Raw genomic sequence first — 16,381 nt, 5'->3', positions numbered from 1 at the left:
CCCTGCCCACCCGCCAAGAGACCGCCATGAGCCGCGACAGCCGTTACCTGGAATCCATCCTCCATCACGACATCCCCCTCACCCGGGAAATGGGCCTCAAGGTGCTCGACTGGCAACACGGCCAACTGCAACTGCATTTACCCTTGCAAGCCAATATCAACCACAAGAGCACCATGTTTGGCGGCAGCCTCTACTGCGGCGCCGTGCTGGCGGGTTGGGGTTGGTTGCACCTGAAACTGCGCGAGGAAGGGATCGAAGACGGGCATATCGTGATTCAGGAAGGGCAGATCAGCTATCCGTTGCCGGTGACGCAGGACGCGACGGTGATTTGCCCAGCGCCGGAGGAGAAAGTGTGGAAGCGTTTTGTCGCAACGTACAAGCGCTATGGCCGTGCGCGGTTGACGCTGGAGACGTGGATTGTGAATGAGGGCAGTGAAGAACGTGCAGTGACCTTCACCGGCCAGTACGTCCTGCACCGCTAGCCGCCATCACACAAAGCAAATGTGGGAGGGGGCTTGCCCCCGATAGCGGTGGATCAGTCACTTAGATATTGACTGACACACTGCCATCGGGAGCAAGCCCCCTTCCACATTTTGTTTTGCTGTGGTCTTAAGATCTGGCCAGGGTCAACAGGCGCTCACGCCACGCCGCCTTGGCCGGCAACGCCAGGAAGAACGGGTTCAACAACGATTCCCGCGCCGGGTAGCTGAACGGCTTGCCATTCAACTCCAGCACTTCGCCCCCCGCCCCTTCCAGCACGCCTTGCGCCGCCGCAGTGTCCCACTGCGAAGTCGGCGCCAGGCGCGGATAGCAGTCGGCACTGCCCTCGGCCAACAGGCAGAACTTCAACGAGCTGCCGATATTCGCCAGTTTCAGCTCCCCCAAGCCTTGGCTCAGCCCCTCCAGCAAACGCTCCTGCTCCGGGCTGGTATGACGGCGGCTGGCAACCACGGTAAAGGCTTCACCCGCGGCCGGCGTCTGGCGCACCTGAATCTGCCTGGGCGCGGCATTCACATCCGAACGCCAAGCCCCCAGGCCCGCGCCGCCGAAGTAGCAACGACCACTGGTGGGCATCGACACCACGCCGAACACCACGCGGCCTTGTTCGATCAAGGCGATATTGACGGTGAATTCTTCACTGCCACCAATGAATTCCTTGGTGCCATCCAACGGGTCCACCAGCCACCAACGCTGCCAACCGGCGCGCACGCTCTGGTCGATATCGGCGTCTTCTTCGGACAGCACCGGAATGCTTGGGTCCAGCGCAGTCAGGCCAGCGAGAATCAGATGGTGCGCAGCCAGATCGGCGGCCGTCACCGGAGAATCATCCGCTTTGGAGGTAACCGCAACGTCGGCACGCCAGTACGGCAGGATGGCTTCACCGGCCTGGCGAGCCAGTTCGATGACGGGGGCGATAAAGGGGTGGCCCAGAAACAGTTCGCTCATAAGGTAAACACTCCACGCTGGGTCAGCAGGTCTCGCACCAGGTACAGCGCGGCAAGCGCCCGGCCCTCACTGAACTGCTCGTTTTGTGCCAGTGCCGACAGCTCACGCAGGTTGACCCGCTCCACACGCATGGGCTCGGGCTCATCGCCTTCCAGGCGTTCTTCATAAAGCTCGGTGGCCAGCACCACCTGGATTTTCTGGCTCATATAGCCGGGAGACAGTGAAAGCTCAGTGATGTGTTCCAACTGGCGTGCCCCATAGCCGGCTTCTTCCTTGAGTTCGCGATCCGCCGCCGCCAACACATCCTCGCCGGGCTCGATCAGGCCTTTAGGCAGGGACAACTCATACTCGTCGGTGCCACCGCAGTATTCTTCCACCAGCAAGGCATGGTCTTCGTCGATCATGGCGACGATCATCACTGCGCCGTAACCGGCACCACGGCCCACCAGGCGCTCGTAGGTCCGTTCAACGCCATTGGAAAAGCGCAATTGCACTTCCTCCACGCGGAACAAACGGCTACTGGCGACTATTTCGCGGGCGAGGACGGTGGGTTTCTGGCGCATGAACGGCTCCTTGGCGTGATCGGGTTACTATACCGTGGCTTTTCCGATTGTCTGTGTCGGATATCTTTACTTACATGAGAACGCCCCATGCCCTCTTTGCCCTGGCACGCCATCGATACCGTCCTGCTGGACATGGACGGCACCTTGCTCGACCTGCACTACGACAACCATTTCTGGATGGAGCACCTGCCCCAGCGTTATGCCGAATTGCATGGCGTAAACCGGGCCATGGCCGAAATGGAACTGCAGCCCCTGTTCGAGCGTAACGCCGGACAGTTGCAATGGTATTGCCTGGATTTCTGGAGCGCCGAACTGAAGATCCCAGTACGCGAACTCAAGCTTGAAACCGCCCACCTGATCGCCCTGCGCCCGGACGCCGATACATTTCTGGCGGCGATCAAACAGGCCGGCAAACGCGTGATCCTGATCACCAATGCTCACCGCGATTCGTTGTCATTGAAGTTGGAGCGCATTGAGCTGGCGCCGTACTTCGAGCAACTGATCAGCTCCCACGATTATGGTTTTCCCAAGGAAAACCAGCAGTTCTGGGAAGCGCTGCACGCTGATATCCAGTTCGACCCGGCCCGCAGCCTGTTTATCGACGACACCCTGCCGATCCTGCGCAGCGCCAGGGAGTTCGGTGTGGGGCATTTGCTGGCAGTCAAAGAGCCCGACAGCAAAAAGGGACCCAAGGACACCGCAGAGTTTGCGGCTGTCGAGGACTACCGCGATCTAATAGCCGGACTCTGAACCCATGTGGGAGGGGGCTTGCTCCCGATAGCGGTATATCAGAAACACATCCAGTGACTGACACACTGCCATCGGGGGCAAGCCCCCTCCCACAGGGTTGTTGTGCGTATTACTCAGGAATACGCAGGGTCTGGCCTGGGTAGATTTTGTCCGGGTGCGACAACAGCGGCTTGTTGGCCTCGAAAATCTTGTTGTACTGGTTGGCATTACCGTACACAGCCAGGGAAATCGCGCTGAGGGTATCGCCCTTTTTCACCACGACGAAACGCGCAGCGGTAACCGTAGGACCCGTGACGGTGATCTGATCATCCACGCTCGCCACGCCGGCGATGTTGCCCAGTGCCAGCAGGATCTTCTCTTTCTCTTCCTGGGTGGCCACTTCACCGGTCACGGTGACCTTGTCGCCATCCACGGTGGTTTGCACGTTTGGATTACCCAGGCCCACCTTGCTCACATGCTCCTTCAACTGCTCACTCGCATTAGCATTACCCGGCGTCAACAGGTCGACGATCTTTTCGCCGGCTTCTTTGATAAAGCTGAAAATACTCATAGTGCGCTCTCCTTGGGTTTAAGTTCCTGATGCCCAAGACTAGACCAGTCCCAAGGTTTTGGGTTCCAGCGGCCCCAAAGACGAGCAGACGACCGCGCAAAACCGAGCCTTGATCGACGCCGTCTATCACTACATCAATACTGGCAATTAGACGCGACCCTTTGTCGCGCCTAGTCTGAACACTGATCAATCCGTCGGTGGTAATTGCCTCATGAACGCCAAGCGCCCAACCTGCGCGGCGCCCGCCCTTGAAATGCCCGCGCCCGCCGCCAGCCAGAGCTATGAGTACAGCAATCTCGAACACACAGACGTCGGCAGTACTGCGCTGGCCGAAGAGGTGGCGTTGGCGATTGCCTATAACGACATCAGCCAGGCCGTCATGCTGGTGACGCCGACCGACCTGGAAGACTTCATTGTCGGCTTCAGCCTTGGCAGCGGCATTATCACCGACGTCAGCGACATCTATGACCTGAAGCTCAGCGGTTCGGGCTCTGCCCAGTATGCCCAGGTACAGATTTCCAGCCGGGCGTTCTGGAACCTCAAGCAGCAGCGCCGCCAATTAGCGGGCACCAGCGGCTGCGGGCTGTGTGGCGTCGAAGCCGTGGAGCAGGCTTTGCCCGACCTGCAGGTGCTGCCCGGCGCACCCTTGCCACCCGCCGCATGGCTTGATGGCCTGCGCCAGCGCATCAGCGCCTTCCAGCCCTTGGGCCAACACAGCGGCGCGGTGCACGCAGCCATATTTATGAACAACCAGGGCGAATTGCTGATGGGCCGCGAAGACATCGGCCGGCATAACGCCCTGGATAAATTGATTGGTGCACTGACCCGCCAACAGATTCCGACCGACGGTGGCCTGGCAATTGTCACGAGCCGCTGCAGCCTCGAATTGATCCAGAAAGTCCTGCGCGCGGGCATCCAGACCCTGGTCAGCCTGTCGTCGCCCACCGGCCTTGCCCTGCAATGGGCGCGTCGGCATAACCTCAATCTCATCCACCTGCCGCAGAAAAGCGCGCCGCGGGTCTACAGCCCAGCGATGGAGTACCAGCCATGAGCCTTCACCACCAAGCCGACCAAACCCCAACCCCACGCTACAAGCCCTATAAAGGCCCGGCAGGCGGCTGGGGTGCATTGATCAGCGTGGCGCACGCCTGGCTGACCAGCGACAACGCGCTGAAAAACCTGCGCATGATGCTCAAGACCAACCAGAACGGCGGCTTCGACTGCCCGGGCTGTGCCTGGGGCGACTCGCCGGAAAGTGGCATGGTCAAGTTCTGCGAAAACGGCGCCAAGGCGGTCAATTGGGAAGCCACCAAGCGCCGCGTGGACGCCGCATTCTTCGCCAAACACAGCGTGACCGCGCTGCTGGAACAAAGCGATTACTGGCTGGAGTACCAAGGGCGTCTCACCGAGCCTATGCGCTACGACGCCGCGACCGACCGCTACCAGCCCATCAGTTGGGACGCCGCGTTCGACCTGGTCGGCAAGCACCTCAATGCCCTGCCCAGCCCGGACATGGCCGAGTTCTACACCTCGGGCCGCGCCAGCAACGAAGCCGCCTACCTGTACCAGCTGTTTGTGCGCGCCTACGGCACCAACAATTTCCCGGACTGCTCGAACATGTGCCACGAAGCCAGCGGCGTCGCCCTGGCCCAGAGTGTGGGCGTGGGCAAAGGCACTGTGACCTTTGATGACTTCGAACATGCCGACGCGATTTTCGTCTGGGGCCAGAACCCCGGCACCAACCACCCGCGCATGCTCGAGCCTCTGCGCGAAGCGGTGAAGCGCGGCGCTCAGGTGGTGTGTATCAACCCCCTGAAAGAACGTGGCCTGGAACGCTTCCAGCACCCGCAACATCCGCTGGAAATGCTCACCAACGGCGACAAGCCAACCAACACCGCCTATTTCCGCCCGGCGCTGGGCGGCGACATGGCCATTCTGCGCGGCATGGCCAAGTTCCTGCTGCTGTGGGAGCGTCAAGCCTTGGCCGAAGGCAAGGAAGCGGTGTTCGATCACGACTTCCTCAACGAACACACCATCAACGTGCTGGACTATCTGGGCCAGATCGACGACACCTCGTGGGAGGAAATCGTCGAGCAGTCCGGCCTGACGCTGGTGGAGATCGAGCAAGCCGCGCGCATGTATGCCAAAGGCAAGAACGTGATCATGTGCTGGGCGATGGGCATCACCCAACACCGTCACTCGGTGCCGACCATCCAGGAAATCGCCAATCTGATGTTGCTGCGCGGCAATATCGGCCGCCCAGGTGCAGGCCTGTGCCCGGTGCGCGGTCACAGCAACGTGCAGGGCGACCGCACCATGGGCATCAACGAACGCCCACCGGTGGCATTCCTCGACTCACTGGAGCGCCGCTTCCAGTTCCAGGTGCCGCGCACCAATGGCCACAACGTGGTCGAAGCCATCCACGCGATGCTTGAAGGCCGCGCCAAGGTGTTTATCGGTCTGGGCGGCAACTTCGCCCAGGCCACGCCGGACAGCACCCGCACGTTCGAAGCATTGCGTAACTGCGACCTGACTGTACAGATCAGCACCAAGCTCAACCGCAGCCATCTGATGCACGGCAAAGACGCGCTGATCCTGCCATGCCTGGGCCGTACCGACATCGATATCCAGGCCGAGGGCCCGCAAGCGGTGACGGTGGAAGACTCGTTCAGCATGGTCCACGACTCCAACGGCCAGTTGCAGCCGCTGTCGAAGCTGATGAAATCGGAGCCCGCGATTGTGGCGGGCATTGCCGCCGCGACCCTGGGCAGCAAACCGGTGGATTGGAATTGGCTGGTGGCTGACTACAGACGCATTCGCGACCTGATCGCCGACACCATTCCAGGCTTCAAGGACTTCAACGAGAAGCTCAAAAACCCGGGCGGTTTCTACTTGGGCAACTCCGCCGGCGCACGCCGCTGGAACACCCCATCGGGCCGCGCCAACTTCCGACCGAACGTTCTGCCCAAAGACCTGATTCACGAACGCACCCACGCCACAGGGCGTGTGCCGGACCTGATCATGCAGTCGATGCGCTCCCACGATCAGTACAACACCACTATCTATGGGCTAGACGACCGTTATCGCGGCGTCAAAGGCCAACGGGATGTGCTGTTCGTCAACGAAGCCGACATCATCCGCCTGGGCTTCAAGCCGGGGCAGAAGGCGGACATCATTTCGCTGTGGGAAGACGGCCGAGAGCGGCGCGTCAAGGGCTTCACCCTACTGGCGTTCGATATTCCGGCCGGGCAGGCCGCTGCTTACTATCCGGAAGTGAACCCTCTGGTGCCGTTGGAAAGCACGGGCGACGGTAGCCATACGCCGACGTCGAAGTTTGTGGCGATTCGTTTGGAAGCGGCGAGCGATAATGGGTTGATCATGGCGCGCTCGGCCTGACGTGTGCTACACATTTTGCAGGCACAAAAAAGGCCGCTTTTTATATAAAAGCGGCCTTTCCTAAGTAACTAAAGACTCGTAAAAACAACTTAAGTTCCCTATACAAAACAGCAACTTAGCAAATTGTATACAACTGCTGCCGCCGGTCGGATTTCGATTGTCAGCGGCTCGATACAACCTCAGGATCGCGCCGTCATCCCCTTGAGGTTTCCCTGAATGAAGTTCTCCTCGATTCTCTTGTTGTCCCTTGGCCTGGTCAGTGGCGCAGCCATGGCCGGTGGCACCACCGAAGCCGGTGTGGGCGGCGCATTGGGCGGGGTTCTAGGCTCGGTTGTCGGCCAGCAGTTGGGCGGCAACACCGGTTCGACCATCGGCGCAGCGCTGGGTGGCGCGGGCGGTAGCGCGGTCGGCGCCGACAAGCGCAGCCGTGGCGAAGCCGCCATTGGCGGCGCACTGGGCGCTGCCGGCGGCAACGTGGTAGGCCGCAGTGTCGGCGGCAGCACCGGCGCACTGATCGGCTCAGCTGCCGGCGGTGGCGCAGGTGGCGCGCTGGGCAACTACATGGGCAACAAGAGCGATGACGATGACCGTCGTTACCGTGGCCGCGACGACCGTCGCTACTACCGCGATGGCCACCCTGGCCGCGGTCATGCCTATGGGCATCGCAAGAACAAACACAAGCGCCATCATCGTTATGATGACTAAGGCCTGACGAACACAGAAAATCCCATGTGGGAGGGGGCTTGCTCCCGATAGCGGTGGATCAGTCAATACATACAGTGACTGATCCACCGCTATCGGGAGCAAGCCCCCTCCCACATTTGGTTCAGCGGTGTTTGCAGGACCGAGTCAGACCACCAACCGCTGCAACGCCTCGCGCAACCTCCCCGGAATCGTCACCGGCTGGTTCGTGCCCCGGTCGACAAACACATGCACAAAACGCCCCGCCGCACAGGCTTCCTGCTCGCCTGCCTTGAATACCGCCAACTCGTATTGCACTGAGCTATTGCCCAACTTGCCCACCCGCAGGCCGATATCAATGCGCTCTGGGAAAGCGATCGACGCAAAGTAATCGCACGCCGAACTGACTACAAACCCGACCACTTCCCCGTCATGAATATCCAACTCGCCCTGTTCGATCAGGTAGGTATTCACCGCCGTGTCGAAAAAGCTGTAGTAGGTGACGTTATTCACATGGCCGTACACGTCATTGTCGTGCCAGCGCGTAATGATCGGCTGGAAGTGTGCGTAATCGGCACGTTGGGACACTGAGTCAGGCATGGGCACCTCTCGTTAGAAGGAGTTTACAGGTCATTCAAATGGGCTTCGGCCCACTCACGAACCTCGGCGTAGGGGTAGTCCTCCAGCGCAGCGAACCCGGGAATACCCCGCGCCTTCAACTTGGTGAACAACGGCACGCTGATCCCACCCAGAAAGCGCGTCAACCGTTCCGCACCCGGCAATTGGCCGGTGTGCTCATGATGCCTGTGGATAAAATCGCCGCACAGCCCCATGAAGTTCTTATCCACAAGCGGCGGCAGGCGCGGCGGCGGCGGTAGATGGGCGACGTGCCCATGGCACACCGAGCAATGCCCGCAACGCTCAGGTACATTTTCGTCGCCAAAATAGCGCGCCAGGCGTTGCCCAAGGCACTGCTCGGTGGCGAACAGATCAAGCATGGCGTGAATCCGCGCCACTTCTGTCACCTCGTGCTGCTTGAAGCCTGTGTATAACTCGGCGCTCAGCACCTGTGGGTCAAAATTGGTGTTCAGCAAGCTGTAGACCTCGGTCATCTGCTTGCTTTCCAATTCGATCAGGCCCTGTTCCTGGAAGTAATCCAACGCTTTCACCACACGACTGCGCTCGGCGTTGTGCTGCTGGTAGAGCGCGTCGAAATCCACGGTCGCCCAGGTTTTCGCGCGCTTGCACACCTGGATGATCGCCGCGACAAACTGTTGCCGCTCCCCGGAAAATCGGGCCAGCAAGGCATCGGGTTCGATCAGGTACTTGAAACGGTACTCGGCATAAAACGCGTAGCGCGGTGCGATCACGCCCTTGAGCTCCAACTGCACCAGCAGCGTCTTCAATGGCAGCTCGCGAATGTTACTGTGGTCCGATAAAGACCTGAGTAAAAACTCCCATTGGCCCTCGTCTCGCGCGGCCTGCACCTCTTCCAGCACCCGGCGGATACCTTCCTGCTCCGGCGTATCACCGTACACGAAGTTTTCCAGCACATTGAGGCTGTCGCGATTGGCCAGCACCAGGCAGTCCGAAGGCTGGCCATCGCGCCCGGCGCGGCCGATTTCCTGGCTGTAATTTTCGATGGATTTGGGCAGGTCGAAGTGCACCACATTGCGGATATCACTTTTGTCGATGCCCATGCCAAACGCGATGGTGGCGACGATGCAATTGGAGCGCCCGCCCATGAAACGCTGCTGGATGCCCTCGCGTTTATCATGGGGCAAACCGGCGTGATACGCCTCGGCCTGGATGCCGTTACGGTTCAGGTGCTCGGCGATCTGCTCGGCGGTTTTTTGCAGGGTGACGTAGACGATGCTCGGCTGATTGGCCCGCTCGCTCATCCATTGCACGAGACGCCGGCGTTTGTCCGCGCCGCTCACCGGTTCTACCAACAAGTTGAGGTTGGGCCGGTAAAAGCCAGTGGTAATCACATCCTGCGGCGCAATGGCGAACTTGGCCTGCATATCGGCAATTACCTTGGGCGTGGCCGTAGCCGTCAGCAGCAGCGCTTGTGGGATCTTGAACTGGCGCTGGTAGTCGGGAAGCTTCAGATAGTCCGGACGGAAGTTGTGGCCCCATTCGGAAATGCAGTGCGCCTCATCCACCACCAGCAGCGAGAGCTGCACACTTTGCAGGAAGTTGCGGAAACGCTCGTTTTTCAAGCGCTCCACGGAAATCATCAGGATTTTCAATTCCCCGGAACGTGCGCGAGCCATCACGTCATTGGCGTCCTCGCGGCTTTGCGCCGAGTCGATGCTGCCCGCTGAAATGCCGTGACGCCGCAGGAAACCCAACTGGTCCTGCATCAATGCCAACAACGGCGACACCACCAGCGTCAGGTGTGGCAGCAATACGGCTGACAGTTGATAACACAGGGACTTGCCCGACCCGGTGGGGAAAATAGCGGCCGCCGAACGACCGGCCAGCACGGCGCTGACCGTCTCTTCCTGGCCCAAACGAAACTGTGGATAACCAAAGACCTGCTGGAGGGTGTCGTGCATAGGCTGTCACTCCATTGACCGTTGAACGTGGCTTAAAAACGTAGCCCATTAAGTTCAGCGGATCGAGAAAGGTCGCATGGAAAAAAGAGACAGGATGATACACAGGGTGCAGCAATGGCCTTGGGCCAAATACGACTGTAGGAACACCAAAAACCAAATGTGGGAAGGGGCTTGCCCCCGATGGCGGTGGATCAGCTACAAATAAATCACTGACCCACTGCTATCGGGAGCAAGCCCCCTTCCACATTTCAAAACCGCGCTACAACCGAATCAGCGGTTCTGCACCCGCTCAATCGCCGTGTCGTACACCGGATTGGCCTTCTGCTCCTTGGCCAACTGGTAGTGACGCAGCGCATCCGGGAACTGGCCCGCCGCTTCGTAGATTCGCGCAATGTTGTAGTAGGCACCCGCGCGTACGGTTGCCGCATTGGCCCCCGTCGCCAGGGCGATGGCCTTGCGGTTGGCCCAGATCGATTCAGCGGTGTTGCCAGCCTTTTGATACGCCAGGCCGAGGTTGCCATAGGCTTTACCGAAGCCGTTATCCAGATCAATGGCCTGGCGGAACAGGTCAATCGCTTGGTCCAGATTACCCGCCTGGTAGGCCGCTTCACCCTGCACATTCAGACGCTTCGCATCGGTCTGTGCGGAAGAGCTGACGGCGACAGCGGTAACGGCGACGCTGTCGTCCAGCAATGGTTTGACTTCGTTGAGTACATTAGCGGCATTAACGGTCACGCCGGTGAAGGTGTTGATGTCCTGGAAGTCGCCACTGCCGGTCATGCGGAACACGGTCCACAGGTTACCGCTGCGGTTTTTCGGCACGTAGTAGGTGCGCACCAGCGATTGGCCCATGTACACGAATACTTTGGCTTCACTGTTGGACAACTGACGAGAGCCTGGATTGCCGCCGTTGCTGTAGTCATGCACGGCGTAAACGTAGCTTTCACCGTAGTGTTTTTTCTGCAGGGTGATGGTCTCCGGGCCGTAGCTGTCGGTGTCATCCACGTCCAGCTCGGCGTCGGTGCCGGTCTTGTTCTCGAAGTAGATATTGTTGCCGGGGAAGATCATATGGGAGTCGAGATCTTCCGGCGTCTGGCCCCAGCTCAGCACCACGCGCAAGCCATCGAGGTTTTCCATCACAGGGCTGATAGCGTAGGTCATGCCCTTGCACGGGCACTTCACCACCAGGTTGGAATAGCCCGGTTTTTTGATGATCAATAGGTTGCTGACGTCGTCAGCCGCCTCGCTGGTCAGCGTCACCTGCCCTTGAGCGTTGGTGCGGCCCACCACGTTCTGCGCACCGTTGCGTTGCAGCAGCACCTCGGCGTCGGCGATTTTCTGGTCCTTGACCACCGCACTCAGCACCTCGATCGGCAACTGCTCGGCCTGAACGGAAAAAGCCACCGCACACAATGACATCGCCGAAGCGACACGAAGCAAACCCATGTTAATTCCCTTTAAGTAGTGGGCGGAATTGCCCTACAAGATTTTGCGGTGAAACATACGCTGAATTCAGCGCGCTGGCGGATTTTTTATAAGGAATGTGACGTGGTTATAGCGAACACCGACCGCACGATGAAACCAGCCTCTGTCTTGGAGAACTGCGCCGTGGAAGAGATGACGTTCAAGCAGAAACAGGCTTACTACAAGCAGATACAACGCTCCAACTATCTTGCCAGCTTGCGTCTGGCAGGCTTCGACACCCAACCGTCCGATGTCGACAATGCTCTGCCGACGAGAGCCGCGGTCCTTGCCCAGTATTTGCCTCGCGAACTCAACGCCTCATCACTGCACGGCTTGAACCTCAGGTGTTGGTGACGCAGAGCGTCACGGGATGCATTCCCACGCAGGAGCGTGGGAATGATCTGAGGCCATGAACAGTTAAACCATTCGTTTATTGCCCGAGAACACACTCACTTCTAAGGTTCGTTCCGTCGCTACCAAATCAGCGACCGGGTTTGGTCATCCGAAAAACAGCAGGGACAAACGTGCCAACTCGTTTGGTGTATTTCTTTGAATCTGTATTGGAACTGAAATGACAAAGCCCAACCTCCCAACCAATCGTTATCGCATTCTGCGCACTAACTTCACCGATACCTACCCCCTCGTCATCGACACCGAAGCCAAAGCCGAAGACATCCAGTCCGCCGCCCACCAACGCATCCGCGCAGCTACGGACCTACTGGAAACCTTCTCCTGCCTGACCTTCGAACACGCCGACCTCAAAGACATCTCCCACATCACCAACGCCTTGTACCTGCTCGTCCAGGACGGCTGTGATTTGCTGGAAGCGGCGCAACACGTGCAGCTACAGCCGGCGGCCGGCAGTCCAACACAAACTGGCCAGCCACACAGCTAACCCTGTGGGAGCTGGCTTGCCTGCGATAGCGGAGTATCAGGCGACATTTCCACACCTGACCCAACGTCAACGCGGGCAAGCCGGACTCCCACATTTGACCAGTTTTACCTATGGCGTCGCTGCCAAGGCACAAATGCCGGAAACCGCTGTAAGAAACTTCCAAACACCGCGACATCCCCTTCCCAAACTGCTCCAAATACCCACCTAACGTCTACAGAAGTTACCCGTAGCTGAATGAAAATAGCGCGGTCTCAACTTTCTCGGCGGACACCCGTGAACATCGAAAGGACTCAATACATCGGCCATTATGGCATCACCTTCACGGTGCTTCGCCTTATAGCCTTACCAGCCAACCGGCACGCACTGGCAAATCTATGCCTACTGGAAGCAGGCACATTCGCAAATGAGCTGCGCCAGCGGCTCGTAGATTTATACGACAAAATGCTTGCCCGTGATTTGCCTTGCAAAATCACCATCGGCATCTCGAAGCCAATCACCCGGCAACATGCCGACTTGCTCAACATTCGCGGGGAAATCGTTGCAGGATTAATCAGCGGCGCGGTATCAGCGCCAATGAGTCTGGCATCTCCAGCAGTTGGACTCGCCGCAGGAGCAGCCGTAGGTCTGACTATCAAAGGCCTCATTCGTAGCTATCACGCCGGTGACGTCGTTATAGGGATCGACGCTCAGGTCAACGGAGGCATCGGCCCTCAGCGATCTCTCTCGTCAATGGTCCGACAATTTCAGGGTGGCTAATACGATAACCATGTACATCCAATGGATAAATCTGATTCTACTCTTGGCACTTCCCGCTTTAGCCGACAAAACAATCAAGCGGCCCGTATTCAGAAAGGCTTTTGGGCTCATACTCGTGGTGAGCGGTCCGACAATCTTATTCTGCGCCACCTCTTGGATAAGGGAGACACAAACAGAGAGCCTGCCGGTCATCGCTTTTGTAACAGGCATCATTTTGTTAAAAAGCCAAAACAAGTATCGCCACCAACGCAACCGTCCCCCTCACCCACTTCTACGTGCGCCCACCATGAACCTCGCCCCCAACTTCCCCGAAGACCCCGTCATGCAGCAACTTCTGCAACTGCTGCACGAAGAAATCGGCCTGCCGAAACACAAGACCATCCATCTGCAAACCTCACTCAATTTCGACTTGGGCTGTGACGGCAGCGAGGCCAAGCAACTGATGGAAGCACTGGAGCAGGAGTTCGCCCTCGACTTGGGCGACTACGACACTTATCGTTACTTCAACCCGCCGGTCTTCGACGTGTTCCTCAAGCACCGTGCCAAGGGGCATGGCGACAAAGTCCCGCTGACCATTGGTATGCTCTACCTGGCGATCAAGACCCACAGCTGGGACACGCAAACGCTGGAAAACCTGAGCTGAACTGAAGTACAACGAGAATCAAGTGTGGGAGGGGGCTTGCTCCCGATAGCAGTGTGTCAGGCGGCCAACTTTTGACTGTTACACCGCAATCGGGGGCAAGCCCCCTCCCACATTTGGATCTGCGCTAACCTGGCGAACGGTATGCATAACAAGGACCTTACATGGACGTAACGATGGGCCTGCTGGCCGCCCTGCTCTGGGGCGGCACGGACTTTCTGGTGGGCCTCAACGCCCGGGCCGTTGGTGTTAAACGCGCGGTGTATTTCGGCCAAGCCCTCGGCTTTTTGATCATGACCCTGCTGCTGGTCAGTTTTCCTGCCTTCTTTTCCAAATCCCTCAATGCGCCGTTGAGCGTCTGGCTCCTGGGTATCGCGGCCGCGCTGCTCACCGTGTCCGGCGCCCTCGCACTGTCCAAAGCCTTCGCCCTGGGCAAAGCCGCCATCGTTGCGCCACTCGTGACCTCATACGGCGTAGTCACCACCTTGCTGTCCTGGGCCAGCGGCGAGCAGATCAGCCTGGTCCAACTCGGCTGCATCGGCCTGTGCGTCATCGGCGTGATCCTTTCCAGCCTCCATAAGGACAACGGCGTACCCCACAACAACCCGCGCCTGTCCATCGCCTACGCCATGCTCGCCGCGCTGCTGTACGGCACCAGTTTCTGGCTGCAAGGCCGCTATACGCTGCCGGCGCTGGGCCCCATCACTATGCTGTGGCTGGGTTACCTGGTTGGAGGGTGCGTAATGGTGATGATGGTGCGGAAGATCAAGGACGGCTTGAAAATCCCGCCGCTGAAAAACTGCGCGACATTGACCGGAGCGAGCGTGATGAACCTCGGTGGTTTCTCGGCGTTTTCGTGGGGGGCAATGGCAGGGTCGGTTTCGGTGGTGACGGTGATCAGTACGCTGTCAGGTGGGATTGCAGCGATCCTGGGGTTTGTGTTTTTCAAGGAGCGGCTGACGGCGGTGCAGGTGCTGGGGGTTGTGCTGGTGCTGGTCGGAGCTGTGGTTTTGCACATCGCCGACTGATCTTTCGCGCACAAAAAAGCCGCCCTCAAGAGGCGGCTTTTTCACAACGATCGGATCTTACAACTTAGGCCCTGCAGCCTTGATCGCATCGCTCACTTCAAACTTCTTGAAGTTCTCGATGAACAATCCAGCCAACGCCTTCGCCGCTTCATCGTAGGCAGCCTTGTCAGCCCAGGTGTTACGTGGGTTCAGCAGGCCAGTTTCAACGCCCGGCACGGCCAATGGCACGTCGAGGTTGATGGTGTCGAGGTGTTCGGTTTCGGCACCGATCAACGCGCCGCTCTGGATCGCTGCGATCACGCCGCGCGTGGTCGGGATGTTGAAGCGTTTGCCGACGCCGTAGCCGCCGCCGGTCCAGCCGGTGTTGACCAGGTAGACCTTGGAACCGAAACCACGGATGCGCTTGATCAGCAGCTCAGCGTATTCACCGGCCGGGCGCGGGAAGAACGGTGCGCCGAAGCAGGTGGAGAAAGTCGACTTGATGCCGCTGCCCGAACCCATTTCGGTCGAGCCCACCAGTGCGGTGTAGCCGGACAGGAAGTGGTAGGCCGCTTGTTCTTCGCTGAGGATCGACACGGGCGGCAGCACGCCGGTGAGGTCGCAGGTCAGGAAAATCACCGCGTTGGGCTCGCCGCCCAGGTTCTTCTCGGAACGCTTGGCAACGTGTTCCAGCGGGTAGGCGGCGCGGCTGTTCTGGGTCAGGCTGACATCGGCGTAGTCGGCATGCCCGGCTTCGTTGATGACGACGTTTTCCAGCACGGCGCCGTGCTTGATGGCCTTCCAGATAACCGGCTCGTTCTGCTCGGACAGGTCGATGCACTTGGCATAGCAACCGCCTTCGATGTTGAACACCACGCCTTCGCCCCAACCGTGCTCGTCGTCACCGATCAGGTAACGGCTTTCGTCGGCGGACAGGGTGGTCTTGCCGGTGCCGGACAGGCCGAAGAACAGGGTCACATCGCCTGCTTCACCGATGTTGGCGGCGCAGTGCATCGGCAGCACGTCGGCGGCCGGCAGCAGGAAGTTCTGCACCGAGAACATGGCTTTTTTCATTTCACCGGCGTAACGCATGCCGGCGATCAGCACTTTTTTCTGGGCGAAGTTAAGGATCACGCAACCGTCGGAGTTGGTGCCGTCACGCTCTGGCACGCACTCGAAGTTGGCCACGTTGAGCACTTGCCACTCTTCACGACCGGCCGGGTTGTATTGGGCCGGGTTGATGAACAGGCAGCGACCGAACAGGTTCTGCCAGGCCGTCTGGGTGGTCATTTTCACGGCCAGGTAGTGGTCTTCGGCAGCCCCTACGTGAACGTGGGAAACGAAATGCTCTTGCGCATTGTTGAAGGCCTCGACGCGAGCCCAGAGGGCATCGAACTTGTCGGCCGGGAACTTGCGGTTGATCGGGCCCCAGGCGATTGCGGCCTGGGTAGTCGGCTCTTCAACGATGAAACGATCGACCGGCGAACGACCGGTGCGGTGACCGGTTTCTACGACCAGCGCGCCAGTATCGGCAAGCACGCCTTCACCGCGCTGCAGGGCTTCTTTGACCAGATCGTCAACACTCAGATCGGTGTATACGGCGTTATTGGCTTGCGTCATGAGGTTCCCCGTCGGCCTATGGCCGAGTGCTCCAAACGTTTTGTAGTAGAAA

At 59.1% G+C, this 16,381-nt stretch carries 16 protein-coding genes and 1 pseudogene; 10 read left to right on the top strand and 7 right to left on the bottom strand.

The genetic code is table 11. From position 1 onward, the window contains the following. Positions 1 to 26 precede the first annotated feature (26 nt). Positions 27 to 482: a thioesterase domain-containing protein gene (locus C4J90_RS01425; protein ID WP_124365090.1), complete on the top strand. Its 456-nt coding sequence runs from the start codon at positions 27 to 29 to the stop codon at positions 480 to 482. A 127-nt stretch (positions 483 to 609) separates the two neighbouring features. Here the strand turns inward: C4J90_RS01425 and cysQ are convergent, their stop codons facing one another. After that, positions 610 to 1,446: a 3'(2'),5'-bisphosphate nucleotidase CysQ gene (cysQ, locus tag C4J90_RS01420; RefSeq protein ID WP_124419043.1), complete on the bottom strand. Its 837-nt coding sequence runs from the start codon at positions 1,444 to 1,446 to the stop codon at positions 610 to 612. Then, positions 1,443 to 2,009 carry an ADP compounds hydrolase NudE gene (gene nudE, locus C4J90_RS01415; RefSeq protein WP_124360813.1) on the bottom strand — a complete coding sequence of 189 codons (567 nt, stop codon included), beginning with the start codon at positions 2,007 to 2,009 and terminating at the stop codon, positions 1,443 to 1,445. Before nudE ends, cysQ begins: the two co-directional genes overlap by 4 nt. Before the next feature lie 87 nt (positions 2,010 to 2,096). Between nudE and yrfG the strand changes: the two genes are divergently transcribed. After that, a complete protein-coding gene (yrfG, locus tag C4J90_RS01410; RefSeq protein ID WP_124419042.1) occupies positions 2,097 to 2,759 on the top strand; it encodes a GMP/IMP nucleotidase in 663 nt (220 codons plus the stop codon). Between the two features lie 109 nt (positions 2,760 to 2,868). Here yrfG and lysM read toward each other — a convergent pair whose 3' ends face one another. Further along, positions 2,869 to 3,309 carry a peptidoglycan-binding protein LysM gene (gene lysM / locus C4J90_RS01405; RefSeq protein ID WP_124360811.1) on the bottom strand — a complete coding sequence of 147 codons (441 nt, stop codon included), beginning with the start codon at positions 3,307 to 3,309 and terminating at the stop codon, positions 2,869 to 2,871. A 211-nt stretch (positions 3,310 to 3,520) separates the two neighbouring features. On the opposite strand from lysM, the gene fdhD reads away from it, so the two are divergent. The 3 genes from fdhD to C4J90_RS01390 all read left to right on the top strand — a co-directional run bounded on the left by fdhD (position 3,521) and on the right by C4J90_RS01390 (position 7,410). Then, positions 3,521 to 4,360: a formate dehydrogenase accessory sulfurtransferase FdhD gene (gene fdhD / locus C4J90_RS01400; protein ID WP_124419041.1), complete on the top strand. Its 840-nt coding sequence runs from the start codon at positions 3,521 to 3,523 to the stop codon at positions 4,358 to 4,360. Further along, a complete protein-coding gene (locus tag C4J90_RS01395) occupies positions 4,357 to 6,705 on the top strand; it encodes an FdhF/YdeP family oxidoreductase (RefSeq protein ID WP_124360809.1) in 2,349 nt (782 codons plus the stop codon). The genes fdhD and C4J90_RS01395 overlap by 4 nt, the downstream gene beginning before the upstream one ends. Before the next feature lie 216 nt (positions 6,706 to 6,921). Next, positions 6,922 to 7,410, top strand: a complete 489-nt coding sequence (locus C4J90_RS01390; RefSeq protein ID WP_124360808.1) for a glycine zipper domain-containing protein — start codon at positions 6,922 to 6,924, stop codon at positions 7,408 to 7,410. A 144-nt stretch (positions 7,411 to 7,554) separates the two neighbouring features. On the opposite strand, the gene C4J90_RS01385 is transcribed toward C4J90_RS01390, so the two are convergent. The 3 genes from C4J90_RS01385 to C4J90_RS01375 all read right to left on the bottom strand — a co-directional run bounded on the left by C4J90_RS01385 (position 7,555) and on the right by C4J90_RS01375 (position 11,393). Then, positions 7,555 to 7,986: a thioesterase family protein gene (locus C4J90_RS01385; RefSeq protein ID WP_124419040.1), complete on the bottom strand. Its 432-nt coding sequence runs from the start codon at positions 7,984 to 7,986 to the stop codon at positions 7,555 to 7,557. Between the two features lie 23 nt (positions 7,987 to 8,009). Then, positions 8,010 to 9,947, bottom strand: coding sequence for an ATP-dependent DNA helicase RecQ (locus tag C4J90_RS01380; protein WP_124419039.1), 1,938 nt, complete (start codon positions 9,945 to 9,947; stop codon positions 8,010 to 8,012). Positions 9,948 to 10,217: 270 nt separating this feature from the next. Continuing rightward, a complete protein-coding gene (locus C4J90_RS01375) occupies positions 10,218 to 11,393 on the bottom strand; it encodes a tetratricopeptide repeat protein (RefSeq protein ID WP_124419038.1) in 1,176 nt (391 codons plus the stop codon). A gap of 162 nt (positions 11,394 to 11,555) precedes the next feature. On the opposite strand from C4J90_RS01375, the pseudogene C4J90_RS01370 reads away from it, so the two are divergent. The 5 genes and pseudogenes from C4J90_RS01370 to C4J90_RS01350 form a co-directional block, all read left to right on the top strand. Then, positions 11,556 to 11,708 (top strand): annotated as a pseudogene (locus C4J90_RS01370) (YhfG family protein); the annotation flags it as partial. Positions 11,709 to 11,982: 274 nt separating this feature from the next. After that, positions 11,983 to 12,306, top strand: coding sequence for a hypothetical protein (locus tag C4J90_RS01365; RefSeq protein WP_124360804.1), 324 nt, complete (start codon positions 11,983 to 11,985; stop codon positions 12,304 to 12,306). Positions 12,307 to 12,579: 273 nt separating this feature from the next. Further along, complete coding sequence (locus tag C4J90_RS01360; protein WP_124360803.1) at positions 12,580 to 13,062, top strand: hypothetical protein; 483 nt, start codon at positions 12,580 to 12,582, stop codon at positions 13,060 to 13,062. A gap of 286 nt (positions 13,063 to 13,348) precedes the next feature. Further along, positions 13,349 to 13,705 (top strand): DUF1493 family protein, encoded by a 357-nt coding sequence (locus C4J90_RS01355; RefSeq protein WP_124419037.1) that lies wholly within the window; start codon positions 13,349 to 13,351, stop codon positions 13,703 to 13,705. Positions 13,706 to 13,866: 161 nt separating this feature from the next. After that, complete coding sequence (locus C4J90_RS01350; RefSeq protein WP_256658906.1) at positions 13,867 to 14,730, top strand: DMT family transporter; 864 nt, start codon at positions 13,867 to 13,869, stop codon at positions 14,728 to 14,730. Between the two features lie 57 nt (positions 14,731 to 14,787). Here the strand turns inward: C4J90_RS01350 and C4J90_RS01345 are convergent, their stop codons facing one another. After that, positions 14,788 to 16,329 (bottom strand): phosphoenolpyruvate carboxykinase, encoded by a 1,542-nt coding sequence (locus C4J90_RS01345; RefSeq protein ID WP_124360801.1) that lies wholly within the window; start codon positions 16,327 to 16,329, stop codon positions 14,788 to 14,790. Between the last annotated feature and the right edge of the window lie 52 nt (positions 16,330 to 16,381).

Origin of the sequence: Pseudomonas sp. R2-60-08W (assembly GCF_003852335.1) — a bacterium.
In the GTDB taxonomy this organism is placed as follows: domain Bacteria; phylum Pseudomonadota; class Gammaproteobacteria; order Pseudomonadales; family Pseudomonadaceae; genus Aquipseudomonas.
This window is presented reverse-complemented; position numbering and strand designations above follow the sequence as displayed.

Bases quoted from the DNA above. Each gene is read 5' to 3' on its own strand.
- C4J90_RS01425 (WP_124365090.1), top strand. From the start codon at position 27: ATGAGCCGCGACAGCCGTTACCTGGAATCCATCCTCCATCACGACATC.
- cysQ (WP_124419043.1), bottom strand. From the start codon at position 1,446: ATGAGCGAACTGTTTCTGGGCCACCCCTTTATCGCCCCCGTCATCGAA.
- nudE (WP_124360813.1), bottom strand. From the start codon at position 2,009: ATGCGCCAGAAACCCACCGTCCTCGCCCGCGAAATAGTCGCCAGTAGC.
- yrfG (WP_124419042.1), top strand. From the start codon at position 2,097: ATGCCCTCTTTGCCCTGGCACGCCATCGATACCGTCCTGCTGGACATG.
- lysM (WP_124360811.1), bottom strand. From the start codon at position 3,309: ATGAGTATTTTCAGCTTTATCAAAGAAGCCGGCGAAAAGATCGTCGAC.
- fdhD (WP_124419041.1), top strand. From the start codon at position 3,521: ATGAACGCCAAGCGCCCAACCTGCGCGGCGCCCGCCCTTGAAATGCCC.
- C4J90_RS01395 (WP_124360809.1), top strand. From the start codon at position 4,357: ATGAGCCTTCACCACCAAGCCGACCAAACCCCAACCCCACGCTACAAG.
- C4J90_RS01390 (WP_124360808.1), top strand. From the start codon at position 6,922: ATGAAGTTCTCCTCGATTCTCTTGTTGTCCCTTGGCCTGGTCAGTGGC.
- C4J90_RS01385 (WP_124419040.1), bottom strand. From the start codon at position 7,986: ATGCCTGACTCAGTGTCCCAACGTGCCGATTACGCACACTTCCAGCCG.
- C4J90_RS01380 (WP_124419039.1), bottom strand. From the start codon at position 9,947: ATGCACGACACCCTCCAGCAGGTCTTTGGTTATCCACAGTTTCGTTTG.
- C4J90_RS01375 (WP_124419038.1), bottom strand. From the start codon at position 11,393: ATGGGTTTGCTTCGTGTCGCTTCGGCGATGTCATTGTGTGCGGTGGCT.
- C4J90_RS01365 (WP_124360804.1), top strand. From the start codon at position 11,983: ATGACAAAGCCCAACCTCCCAACCAATCGTTATCGCATTCTGCGCACT.
- C4J90_RS01355 (WP_124419037.1), top strand. From the start codon at position 13,349: ATGAACCTCGCCCCCAACTTCCCCGAAGACCCCGTCATGCAGCAACTT.
- C4J90_RS01350 (WP_256658906.1), top strand. From the start codon at position 13,867: ATGGACGTAACGATGGGCCTGCTGGCCGCCCTGCTCTGGGGCGGCACG.
- C4J90_RS01345 (WP_124360801.1), bottom strand. From the start codon at position 16,329: ATGACGCAAGCCAATAACGCCGTATACACCGATCTGAGTGTTGACGAT.